Below are 10,159 nucleotides of genomic sequence, written 5' to 3' on the forward strand. Positions count from 1 at the left end.
TTGGGCATGAGGTACATCCTTCCAGTGACACTCATCAGCGCCACAGATCAGATGTCACCCAAACGTGCAGCAGTCCCGGCCGACGGATGTGCGTGTCGAGGTCGGCGAGATGGACACCGGAGCCGGGGATAAGGTCGGTGTCGGTGGCGCAGAACCCTGGCCGGGTTGGAACAGCGAACAAGCCGTGAGGGCGGCGCAGACCGTCAACACACCTAAGATCGTGAGCAGCCGTCGCATCACTGTCCTCCGCTCCACGTGCGTGCACGCAGGCCGACGGAGCCAGGGCACGAGTGCAGGGCCCGACGGACCGCTCTCGCGATCAGGCTGACATCGGGGAGATCTAGCGTCAACGCGATCCGCCTCACACTCGCGGCGTAAATTATTCCGACGGCCATTGTGGCGGGCGCCAGCGCGATCACCGATGCGGGTCAGGCTGCTGTGCCACCTCCACAGCCGAGTTGCGCACTACGGAGCCACAACTTCGCCGAGGAGTACTGATAACGGCCATCTCCGCCGGTATTTCCCGCTACGACTTCGCTCGTGCGTTGCTGAAGGCCGGTCAATTCGGCGGTCTATCGCGATGGCAGCCCAACGGTGTCTGGACCCGATGCTCCATAGGTGACAGCGTTATCGGACCACGTGGAGGAGACGCGCCCTGATGGCGGCGGCCGAAGCTGTGAGGTCTACCGTAGTGATCCGGATCTTGTGGCCTTGGATGCGTGACGTCACGTCTAGCGGTGGGATGCCGTCTTTCTGTGTCTAGTCGCGGATCCGCGCGAGCAAGGTGTCCAGACGTTCCTTCTCCTCAATGGACGGTACGTCCTGTCATCCTTCGATGGGTCGGGGTCGCTCCCTGCCGAGGAGGGCAGCAGTGTCCTTGCGGGTGCGTACCCAGACTTCCTTGAACCGGAGTGCGCAGTACTGGGCGTAGGTGTGGATGTCGATCGGTTCGGCGTGGGGCGTGAGTGAGCCCCACCGGGCCCACCAGTCGTTCGCCCGTCCGAGCTGGCCCATCCCATCAGAGATTGCGAGGTCCGCGGTTGCGTCGATGATGGCTGACCGTGTCGCTGGGTCGAGCGATCCGGGTCTGATCACCAAGATGATCTGGGGCCAAGCTGTGAGCCCCGGTCCGGTCAACAGGGCACTTTTTCGCCAGTTGAGCTCGACCCAGACGTTGCGTCTGGCTGCGGGCAGATGGAAGTGGACGGTCCGTGGGTTGCTGGTGTTGATCTTCATTGTGGAGTCTTCGACGTCAATAGCGGCGATCGCCCGCAGGAGTTCGTCGTCCAGCCGCTGTTGAGCCTCCGTGCGGAGCGCGGCCCATTCCTCGATCTGGAGTCGATGCTGGAGGTAGAAGTCGAGTTTGGCGTTGTCGCTCATGGTGTTTCGCCGAACCTTTCCAACGTGTCGATGAGTTCCAGTGCGCCGTGGCTCGCGGTGGAGGTGTCGTGTAGCGCGATCCGTGCGAGTTGGCCGAGCCGTGTCCAGGTCAGTGGAATCCACAGGTCCCTGCTGTCGAGTGCGCTGTCCGGGGTGGCGCCTGAGGGGGTGAGGTAGACGAACGTTGGCGACTCTGCACTCCAGTGCTCGGCAATCCTGTCGGCCTGACCGTCCTGTTCACCGGCCAGGATCTTCGCCTCGAACACGACCGTTTGATCACCCGACCGGACGATGATGTCGGCCCGGGTCGTGGCACGTACTTCCTCCAGCGCCACGCGCGCTCCTGGCGCTCCGCTCGTGGGCAGGCCCAAATCCTCGAGCAGCACCTCCAGAAAGCGAGAGCCCAAGCCGTGCCAACCGTCGGGCGTGAGCAACCATGCCACTGCGCGACACATCCGAACCTCATCCAGGGCGAGGCCAATCTGAGCGAGCAGGGTCCGTTCGCCAGTACGCCACAGACCAGCACGTCGGAGCTCGTTTTCCTGACCAACCATTTGCTCCATGGCCAAGTCCCACGTGATCCCCAACCACTCATGCTGCAGATCAGAGAAGACCTCGTCGATGCCTGCACCCATGCATCGCATCGAAGCAGCACACCCCGACCACGGTCCAGCCCGACCAAGTCCCGGACCGATCTGGGCACATGCGGTCACACCCTCAACCCGACGCGCAAACGTGCGGCCAGGGCGAGGGAGCGCGGCGGCACCTCTGGACGTGCTGCTGCATCGTCATTCCGCTGCCGGCGACCTGGTGCTGATCTGAACTCTGCCGAAGGCCAGCACGCAGAGCTCGCCCGGTGGTGCAGGTTGGGCCGGGTGTCGTGACCAGCTCGAAGCGTCGAGCGGTGGGGCAGAGGTTTGCTCCACAGCAGCTGGTGATACCGCCGCAGTGTTGGGCTGCTCTGGTCGGGATCTTTCCCTTGCGCATCGGTGCGGACGTCGATCGTCGTATCGATCACCACGAGATCATCCTGTGAAGGTCCATGCGATTCGCGATGGAGGCGTCGGCCTGCGGGGCTCAATCCCATAGTCCTTCACCGGTCAGGATCAACGTCCCGGCCCCGCACTTCTGACACATCAGATCGGTCCGCGGCAACAACCGGCCCATGTCCCTCAACATGTCCTTGTCCCCCTGCTCGCGGACGCCAATAAAGAGCTCCATGAGCCGCGGTGTGGGGGGCCTGAGCCCGGCGCAGGACAGCTCGCGCATTTGTCGTCTGGGATGGTCTGGGCATTGGGGGAGGGGAGGGGGTTCGTAGGGTTCCCCGATCGTCGACCAAGATCGGCGCGCGATGTGCCCGCACTCCTCGCAGTAGTACGACTCGTTCTGATCGCCCATCATGCCCACACCATCGAGGATTGTGATCTCCTCATCGCAGGCGTCACAGGTCAAGGTATACATGATCCCCATCCCGCAATCCTAGGCATCCCCGCGCCGGAGCGATGCCCACGATCTGATCGGGGACGAGCTCGTGGTCTTCGGCGATGATCTGGCTGGGCTGCTCGTCGGAGTTGCCGGAGCATGAGCCTTGACCCATTGCGCATTGAAGCGGCAGCGCAATGTTGCCTGTTCTGAGTTGCCCTTGGAAGCGGGATCGGGTGCGTGGGGCCCTGCGGGTCTTGAGCGAGCCCTGACCGGCGAGTGCACGGATCGGGGCAAACGTGTCGGATCTGACCCGACCGCCCCACACCAATTCCCAGAGGCCGCGCTCCCAATCCGCGCGGCCGAGTTCGTCGGTGATGAGATCGTCGAAGAACCAGCCCCCGCCGCCACTGAGGCGTTCCCACAACGCCAGCGCGGCAGCAGACTCCGGAAGTGGACGCGTGGGTGGGGCGACCAGCTCCGCGGGCCACAGGCGTACCCACCCATCCGAGTCCCCGATCGCGCCGTCCCCGGTCCACACCGCCTCTCCGGAAGCGAGGACCTCATCGAGAAACGCCGGGGCATAGTCGACGACCCGACAGGGCAATACCAGCGATTCCCACATGCTGGCCGGGACCGCGCACCCGGCCAGCTGATCGATGACGCCCAGCAGCCCATCGACTCCCCGGGCGCCGCTGCCGACGCCCTGCCACATCGGCAGGAAGCGTGCGTACGTTGTCTGATCCACAGGCTCCACTGCCGAGCGCAACGCAGCGAGGCTCCGCCGTTTGATCAGTGCCAGCACCCGATGGTGACACCACAGCGGCTCCGGGTTCTCCGTGAATCGGTTGTGCACCAGAGTCCCGGCATCGGCGAGCCGCCGGCAGGCAGCGTTGACGAGTCCGCGGGCACGGCTCCAGGGCATCGTTTCGGCTTCTCGGAATCTGTTCCTCGTCGGTGGTGGCGATCCTTATCATCGTCCTCATCTCCTAGGGGAGGCTCGACATGATGGATCTGATCTGATGGAGCTTCCCCGATCCGAGAGCCCATGACCACTCACCTTCAGGCTACGCCCAAACAGGCATGCGGATGACGAGGGTCGCGAGACCGTCAACCCGCACCCCGACAAGGCCTACTACTTCCCCTCCTCGCTGCGCCTCCCTCCGCGACGTGCTCACCTGCCCCGCCGAGCGGATTCACGACGTAGTGCTGACCCACGGGTTCAGCAGGTCGAAGCTCATGGCACCCAGGGGTTGATGATGTCGAGACCCAATCCTTCGAAGTCGTCGGTGTCCCGGGTCGCCAGGGTGGCGCCGCTCACGAGGCAGATGGCGGCCACCAGAGCATCCATGCCGCCGATGGGTCGCCCCGAACGTCGACGCGACGCGACAATCTCCGCATAGTGATCGGCCGCCTCCGGAACCAACGGCAGGGTGACACCCAACCCCGAGAAGGCACTAACGGCCGATTCCCGGAGACGATCACGTCGGGCACCCGCCGGCAGCATCGCGACACCCGCGAGGATCTCTGCCCGGTTGATGACGGTGGTCACCGGCGGCACCGGCAGGTGGCGGAGCCAACCGATGACGTACTCGTTCGCCACAGGCCCTCTCATGGCCTCGAAAATCACATTGGTATCCAGCGCCAGCACCCTCAGATCCCTCGCAGATCCGCAACCGTTGCGTCATCGTCCTCGGGAATCGCAAGCTCGACCCCTCCGACTTCATCACCCACCTGGATCAACTGCTCGATCCAACTGAGGTCCGCGCGCTGCGTCTGGTCCAAGGCCGCAATCAGGATCGAGCGAGCCTCCGCCTCCATCGACCGGCCATTTGCTGCAGCCCGCAGCCGCAGGCGTTGCTTCACTTCCAAGGGCAGCTTCCGAATCGTGATTGCCGTCATACGCACCTCCTGCAACAATGCTATCAATGCAACAGCAGCGTGAGCTGATCGCTTGGGGCCTGCTCGCGGTGGATGCACCCACGAACGAGAGCGGCACGACTAGCTCTCAGACCACGCCATCGATCATCACCTGCGCCAATGCTCCGATGTGGCCCAGCACGGCCGCGGGCGGCGCATCCAACTCGAGGGCGTGGGCGACGAGGCGTACGCCACTCCCCCTGACCACGTGCTCACGCGCGTCCTCGTTGCCCCTCGCGTACACGAGGTGGCCGATGGGCACGCCGAGCGTCGTGCAGTACGCGAGCATCTGGTAGAGGTCCGCCTGCGGAAATCCGCTCGGCTTCTCGGCTTTGTACTTCGCATCCGCGACGATGCGGGGACGCCCGTCCTTCGACCAGACGAAGTCCGGCCGGATGGGAACAAGGTCAGCCACGTCGAGATGGTGGCGGTGCTGCAGCGATGACCGCCCCTCATGGGGCGTGAGAGCCTCCCGCAGCGCCACGGTCACGAAATCCTCGAAGATCGTGGCCATGTTGAACAGATAGCCCGAGACCGTCAACTCTCCCACCCGTTGCTCGAACGAGCGACCGTCGAGGATGAGTTCAGCCAGTTCGAGGGCGGGGACATACCGGGTGTTGAGTCGGGTAGCGGTCCAGCGCGGCCGCGTCTGGCCGCTCACCGGTGCCGTGACGTCGGCCAGCAACAACCGTAGCCGCTGCAACCCGGCACGAAGACCACGCTGCAGGCCTGGGATCCGCAATAGCCGCTCGGTGGCCGCCAGCAGCAGTTGATTCTCGGGGATGTCGACGGTGAAGTCGTCATACCGCACCTCGAGCGGGATCGCTCGCCCCCAGTGCCGGCGTACCTGGTCGGCCTCCCGGATCCGCCCCCGCAGCACTGACAGCGACTCCTCGACGGTCTGGTACCCCTTCAACAGCCCCTGATCCAATGCCCGCGTTGCCAACCGGACGAACGCGTGCGCCAACACCTCGGGTACATCCGCCGCCGGGTCGAGACTCACCGAGTGGTCGCGCCAGAATGCTGGCTGGCGGGCGTACCCCATCAGAAACACCAGTCGCTGAATGGGCAGCTTCGGCTGGAGGATGATTTGCAGGCCCCCAACGGTGACCACGCCCACATTGGTGCCGGAGGACATCTCCCACCAGCCGGGCTGACTGGTCTGGACGAGTTGGAGTCCGCCGGCCCGGCTCAGCGCCTCGGCGACAGCTTGGGAGAGCTCAACCCGTCGAGGTTGATCGCCCTCACGCAGGATCAGCGCTGACATGGGATGCAGCCCCAGACTCCAGGTCGCGCACCGCACGTGTCTCCACAGCCGAACGGATGGTTTCCAGGCCATAGCGAGCGTTCACGTCGACACCTTCGCCGTAGTGGTGCTCCTCCAGCAGCGGAAGGATCGCGGTTCGCCACGCCCGCTGCAATCCTCCGTCCTGATGCACTGCGTCGCGCATGAAGTAGGACGGCCCGATCTTGAAATCGGGGTCCTCGATGCGCCGGTTCAGCTCGTCGAGCAGGTCCGCGGTGAGCGGGTCGCGGCCGGTACGCCGGAGCCACCGACGGAGAACGCCGCGTGTCGGCGGCTCCAATGGATGCAGTGGGACGAAGGCGAACCGGCGGCGCATCGCGCCGTCGACGAGCGCGATCGAGCGATCGGCCGTGTTCATCGTGCCAATGATGAATACGTTCTTCGGCAGGGTGAAGCCGACGTCGTCGTCCGTGGCGTACAGCAGATCCACTTGCTGATCGCGATACTCGAGCAGGAAATACAGTTCCCCGAAGATCTTGGCGAGATTGCCTCGGTTGATCTCGTCGATGATCAGGAAGTACGCCGAGTGGGGATTCTCCTTGGCTACATCCACCGTCTTGCGTAACGGACCCGGCTTCAGCGCGAAGCCACCGGATGGCTCGGGGCGATAGCCCTCGAAAAAATCCTCATACGAGTACGCCGGATGGAACTGTACCAACCGGACATTTCCCTTGTCTCGGGCCAGATGGTTCGCGAGGTGTTGCGCGATGAAGGTCTTACCGGTGCCGGGTGGACCGTAGAAGATCAGCTGTGGACGGTCACGCAGCAAGGCAATGCACTCCTGGAGCCACGACTGATCGACGTTCAATTCATCCGCGATTTCCGCTGTTGCGTCGGGGAGACCAAGCTCACTCGGAGGCTGCAGCGTAAGGTCCGCCTCGAACGACTTGTTCGGGTCCAGGAAGGGCTCGAGCAAATCCAACTGCTGGGTCATCTCGACGACGTCGTATTGGATCTGCAAACGGGCCTTGATCTCCGGTGGGAGATCAACGTCGTCGATGCCCTCTCGACCCCAATCCACGCTGCGTCGCAGGTTCGACAGACCGTCGGGCGATGGAACGTACTCAGCTGCTCCTGAGAGCACGCCCACGAATAGCCTGCCTTGGCTGGTCGTGACGATCAGGTCATCAGGGCGCATACGGGACAAGAACGCGTGAAACTCATCCAGCTTGACGGCCTTTGCTGCATAAGAGCTCTGGGAATAGTCTTCGTTGACGATCGTCCGCAGTTCATCGCGGCCGATGGGCGGCTGAACCTCGCGCAACTTGCTCCCTCGCAAGGACACGAAACCCACTTTCCGCCAAAGCGGGATCAGGTCCTGCCCGTCCACTGAGGAGCCTCGCACGAGCCAAGCCCTGCGGGTGGGGTCATCAAGCCTAGGAGGCTCTGGGGCCCAGTGACTGCGCCACGGCTCGCGATAGAAGTTCATCGGCTCGCCCTGCTCATCACTGATCGCACGATAAATGTCTCGCAGATCGCGATCGAGGTCGCCGCTGGGAGCGGGCAACACGTGCTCGAACGCAGCGTGCGCCGCGCGCCGATGAGAGTCGCTCACCATGGGCAGGAAGAAGGTCGGGTGCGCCAGATAGAGCAAGCTGTTGCGCTGGGTCGGTGAGTCTTTCGACACAACAGCCTGTAAGTAGGTCCGGAACGCCAGCGGGTCCTCCCACACATCTCCAGGAACCTCCGAGGCAAGGAACCCGTGCGCGAACTCGATGAGATAGCACAGCTGCCAATAGCGCCCGGTCGTGAAGCCCATCCCTCCCTTAAAGACGTGCAGATCCAGTGCCTGGGCCAGTTCAGCGGGAATGGCCACCGGTGATGACATTTCCGAAAGAACGCTCTGAATCAGTGCCCTTTTAGTGCTGCCTTTATAATCACGTAGAGGAAGGAGATTCAAGTAATACAACTCCGCAAACAGCAGCCGAGCCGAATCCGACGCATCTGCCAACTGCTTCTGCAACTTGCTCTTGAAAGAATCCCCGCTCATATCTGGCTGACCCACGAAACATTCGAGCAACGTGGCTGTGTTCTCCCGAGTCCAGGCCCCGGCCCCCGGGTTGAAGGCAGAATCCCGAGCCCGCAGCCCCTGCTGAAAAATAGTCTGAGCGGCGGTCTGAATCACTGGCGCAGCGGCATGACCGAAAGTCGGCAGCGTCGATTCTGGCATCGGATCCCTGTCCTTTCTTGGTTCCTAACCTCGATCTTTCGTCTGTGGGCCAGGAGTCGTTGTGATGTCTTGAGGATCAGCATCTGGGGCTGATTCTGACAGGTGGGTGTGACAGTGGGCCCGGTGTCGCACGGGGCGGGGCGGGATTCCACAAGTTCCGGGTACGGCTGGCTGGTTCGGGCGGTCGGCACTGCGGGTCAGGTGGGGGCGGTGAGCCGCTCGACGGCGGTGGTGGCGAGGTTGCCTGTTCAGCGAGGGCCCAACATCAAGCGGATGCTGATCATCACAGGTGCAGTATTCGTGCTCTTCGCCGCTCTCGGTTCCCTCAGCGGAGGTTGGTCCCTCGGTCTATGGATCGCTGGATTCATCCCCTTCGTCTGGGGCATCGTGCAGCTCTTCAAGCGACGCCCGACGCACGGACTAACGGCCATCGGCACCAGCTTGGCAGTCGGCATCGTGGGCTTAACGCTGTTACCTGCCCCAGAGCCCGCACCCGCCACCTTCGCTTCTCCGGTATCTGCGAGCCCGACTCCCACACCGAGCGCGACGCCTAGCCCGAGTCCTACACCGACTCCTACACCAAGCCCGACACCGGAGCCGCCTCCTCCATCCCCGGCCACAACCGAAGCGCCCCCACCGGCGCCGACGACACAGGCACCGCCGCCCCCGCCAACAACCACGCAGGCAGCGCCCGCGACGCAGGCGGCACCCCCCACGACCACCAGGCCGGCACAGCAGGCACAAGTCACACGAACGACGACGGCACCCAAACGGACCACACAGGCGCCCAAGAGCGTCTCTTATGCGAACTGCACCGAAGTGCGTGCAGCGGGCGCTGATCCGATCTACCGAGGGCAGCCCGGTTACAGCTCCAAACTGGACCGTGACGGCGACGGGGTCGCGTGCGAGTGATCGAGGGCCACACAGTGCCGATGCGCGCATGATGCGACGCACGATCACACAAGGTGTCTGAGAAGAGCCCGAGGGCGCCTCAGGGGGCCTAGCGTATGCGACCGGGTGTGATTCATCGTCGCGCACGCGCTGGGCGATTACAGGGCCTTCCAGGAACGTCCAGGAATTATTGGTCGGCGAAGGCGCAGCAATGCCCCGATAAGATCCCAGATCGTGACCAACTTGCAATGGGCTGGCGTCATCATTCTGGGAACAATCGCCTCTACGGTCTTGGTACATCTAGTGATGTCCAAACTTGACGCGATCTTCGAATGGATCGAGGACCACATCTTGAATGGTGGCGGGTGTGGCTGCTTGGTATTTTACTTTTTTGCTGTTGCCATCGTGGTTGGTGCGGTTTTAGCCGTGCTGGGGTTCGGCTGGCCAATGGTCGCCACCATCGGGCTAATCGTTGGAGTCTTGCTGGCCATACCGCTTACCCGAACGTTGAACTGAAGCCTCTAGGCCAGAAATTGGCACACAGGGACCACACAACTACTCCAAACCCCCGCCCGAGGAAGGGCGAGGGTCAGGAGGGGCGGTGTGGGATCAGGTTACTTGTCGGCAGCCTTCTCGGTCGGGACCTCAGCTTCAGCAGCCTTGGCCGCAGCTTCGGCACGCTCCTTGCGGCAGATAGCGCGAGCGGCAGGCGTACGCGGGTGATCGCAGTCCGAGTGAGCGGTCTTGCGCGGGGCTTTCGCCTCCGGGGTGGGGGCAGGAGTATCGCCGGTGGCGACACGGGCCTTCTCGATGGCTTCGCGGATCATGGAGGCGGTGGCCTTAGCGGGGACTTCCACACCTTCCTGACGGGCGATGTGGCGAAGGGTGCTGGTCGAGGTTCCGTGGAGGTTCGTGGTGGTGGTCATGTCGGGGTCCCTTTCGTTGGTACGTCGTTGCGACCAACCTAAGAGATCCCTGAGCGAAGCCTAATAGGGCTCTTCACAATCGACGGTGTAGTTGGGGTCTGAATCCTCCGGCTTCGAGGAGTGCGCGGGCGATGTAGTGGGTGA

The 10,159-nt window shown here is 63.4% G+C and carries 12 protein-coding genes; 2 read left to right on the forward strand and 10 right to left on the reverse strand.

Going from position 1 to position 10,159, the window contains the following annotated elements:
• Positions 1-825: 825 nt before the first annotated feature.
• From ACQ260_RS17190 to ACQ260_RS17230, 9 genes are all read right to left on the reverse strand, one after another.
• Positions 826-1,380, reverse strand: a complete 555-nt coding sequence (locus ACQ260_RS17190) for a hypothetical protein (RefSeq protein WP_432560694.1) — start codon at positions 1,378-1,380, stop codon at positions 826-828.
• Positions 1,377-2,015 carry a PDDEXK-like family protein gene (locus tag ACQ260_RS17195; RefSeq protein ID WP_432560695.1) on the reverse strand — a complete coding sequence of 213 codons (639 nt, stop codon included), beginning with the start codon at positions 2,013-2,015 and terminating at the stop codon, positions 1,377-1,379. Before ACQ260_RS17195 ends, ACQ260_RS17190 begins: the two co-directional genes overlap by 4 nt.
• A 74-nt stretch (positions 2,016-2,089) precedes the next feature.
• On the reverse strand, positions 2,090-2,467 hold the full coding sequence (locus ACQ260_RS17200; RefSeq protein WP_432560696.1) for a DUF6994 family protein: 378 nt from the start codon (positions 2,465-2,467) through the stop codon (positions 2,090-2,092).
• Complete coding sequence (locus tag ACQ260_RS17205) at positions 2,458-2,850, reverse strand: hypothetical protein (protein WP_432560697.1); 393 nt, start codon at positions 2,848-2,850, stop codon at positions 2,458-2,460. The genes ACQ260_RS17200 and ACQ260_RS17205 overlap by 10 nt, the downstream gene beginning before the upstream one ends.
• A complete protein-coding gene (locus ACQ260_RS17210; RefSeq protein ID WP_432560698.1) occupies positions 2,822-3,727 on the reverse strand; it encodes an Lhr family ATP-dependent helicase in 906 nt (301 codons plus the stop codon). Before ACQ260_RS17210 ends, ACQ260_RS17205 begins: the two co-directional genes overlap by 29 nt.
• 312 nt (positions 3,728-4,039) lie before the next feature.
• A complete protein-coding gene (locus ACQ260_RS17215) occupies positions 4,040-4,453 on the reverse strand; it encodes a type II toxin-antitoxin system VapC family toxin (RefSeq protein WP_432560699.1) in 414 nt (137 codons plus the stop codon).
• 2 nt (positions 4,454-4,455) lie between these two features.
• Positions 4,456-4,704: a FitA-like ribbon-helix-helix domain-containing protein gene (locus ACQ260_RS17220; protein ID WP_432560700.1), complete on the reverse strand. Its 249-nt coding sequence runs from the start codon at positions 4,702-4,704 to the stop codon at positions 4,456-4,458.
• Between the two features lie 106 nt (positions 4,705-4,810).
• Entirely contained in the window at positions 4,811-5,989 is a 1,179-nt protein-coding gene (locus ACQ260_RS17225; RefSeq protein WP_432560701.1) for an McrC family protein, read from the reverse strand.
• Positions 5,967-8,198 carry an McrB family protein gene (locus tag ACQ260_RS17230; RefSeq protein WP_432560702.1) on the reverse strand — a complete coding sequence of 744 codons (2,232 nt, stop codon included), beginning with the start codon at positions 8,196-8,198 and terminating at the stop codon, positions 5,967-5,969. Before ACQ260_RS17230 ends, ACQ260_RS17225 begins: the two co-directional genes overlap by 23 nt.
• Before the next feature lie 273 nt (positions 8,199-8,471).
• Between ACQ260_RS17230 and ACQ260_RS17235 the strand changes: the two genes are divergently transcribed.
• Together ACQ260_RS17235 and ACQ260_RS17240 are read left to right on the forward strand one after the other, a co-directional pair.
• Complete coding sequence (locus ACQ260_RS17235; protein WP_432560705.1) at positions 8,472-9,110, forward strand: excalibur calcium-binding domain-containing protein; 639 nt, start codon at positions 8,472-8,474, stop codon at positions 9,108-9,110.
• A gap of 213 nt (positions 9,111-9,323) precedes the next feature.
• Positions 9,324-9,605, forward strand: a complete 282-nt coding sequence (locus ACQ260_RS17240) for a hypothetical protein (RefSeq protein WP_432560703.1) — start codon at positions 9,324-9,326, stop codon at positions 9,603-9,605.
• Positions 9,606-9,703: 98 nt separating this feature from the next.
• Here the strand turns inward: ACQ260_RS17240 and ACQ260_RS17245 are convergent, their stop codons facing one another.
• Entirely contained in the window at positions 9,704-10,015 is a 312-nt protein-coding gene (locus tag ACQ260_RS17245; protein ID WP_432560704.1) for a hypothetical protein, read from the reverse strand.
• Positions 10,016-10,159: the final 144 nt, after the last annotated feature.

Origin of the sequence: Ammonicoccus luteus (assembly GCF_050880385.1) — a bacterium.
Taxonomy (GTDB): Bacteria; Actinomycetota; Actinomycetes; order Propionibacteriales; family Propionibacteriaceae; genus Enemella.